General features: G+C 53.5%; 1 protein-coding gene. It reads left to right on the top strand.

Going from position 1 to position 1,178, the window contains the following annotated elements; all coding sequences use genetic code 11:
* Positions 1 to 1,178: hypothetical protein (locus tag QWZ17_RS04555; RefSeq protein ID WP_290303774.1), on the top strand; the 1,178-nt coding region annotated here is incomplete at both ends.

Here is a 1,178-nt window from a genome sequence, read left to right as displayed (position 1 = left end):
CTTGTACAATACGACAGGTTCCAGTCCGGGGAGTTTGATTCCGAGCCTGACCTGTTCTTCTTCAACTTCGGCGGCTACTCCGGGAAGTTCTACTTCAACGACGACAGGACGCCGATGCTGCTACCCGAGCAGGATATAAAAATTGAGTATAGCTACACGGAAGGCTCCGCCAAGAGCATACAGGCCTTTGTAATTACAACCCCTGACGGCGTTAAGTACTATTTTGGCGTAACCCCCTCGACGACGGACGTCGATCCCGTTGAATACACTAAAGTGTTTACGTCCCAGAGCGGGCTCGGCTGGGACCAGGTGATCTCAAGCTGGTATTTGAACAAAGTCGTGTCTGCCGACGGCAACAATACCATTACACTGAACTACCGGGCATCGAATTACAGCTACTACACGATCTCCACCAGTGTGGCAGGCAGCACAGGCGCGCGCGGGTATAAACAGGTCCGTAACTATGTAAACGGCGTAGAGCTCGACAATATTACGTCGGCCAACGGGCAGGTTAATTTTGTCGCTGCCGACACGCCGAGGGATGACCTTTCCAGCGACAACCCGAACGGCATAGAGGCGGTGAATACCACGGCTAAGGCGCTAGCGAGGGTAGACATCCTGCAAAGGAGCGGGCTGGTGCTACTTAAAAGCTTCAATTTTGCATACGACTATTTCATTGACAACACCACCCCAATCGCGTCGTCATTCAACACCAATTTAGTAACGGATAAAAAGCGGCTGAAACTGTTGAGCATACAGGAAAAAAGCGGTACGGGCATCGCAAACCCTCCCTACAGGTTCGACTATTTTTCCGAGCTGGTGCCGCGGCGGATGAGCTTTGCCCAGGACCATTGGGGGTTCATCAATGGCGTGACCACGAACGGCGACAACCTGATCGCGACGTTCTACAACACGAACAGTACCAAGACCACCGTCGCCGGCGCCGATCGCGATCCCAAGTGGCCCGCCATGCGGGGCGGTACCCTCAGCAAAATAACCTTTCCGACGGGCGGGTACAACGTTTACGAGTTTGAGCCCAATCAGGTGTATACTTCCACCATCACCGGCACGAATGGGACCCGGACTTCAGTCAATAGCATAAGCGTCGGTTACGACGGAGGGCAGACCACGAAAACCGCATCTGTAGTCGTGGCAATAGATTACCACCAGTACGCGTT

It is taken from the genome of Mucilaginibacter flavus, assembly GCF_030409315.1.
Lineage (GTDB): Bacteria > Bacteroidota > Bacteroidia > Sphingobacteriales > Sphingobacteriaceae > Mucilaginibacter > Mucilaginibacter flavus.
This window is presented reverse-complemented; position numbering and strand designations above follow the sequence as displayed.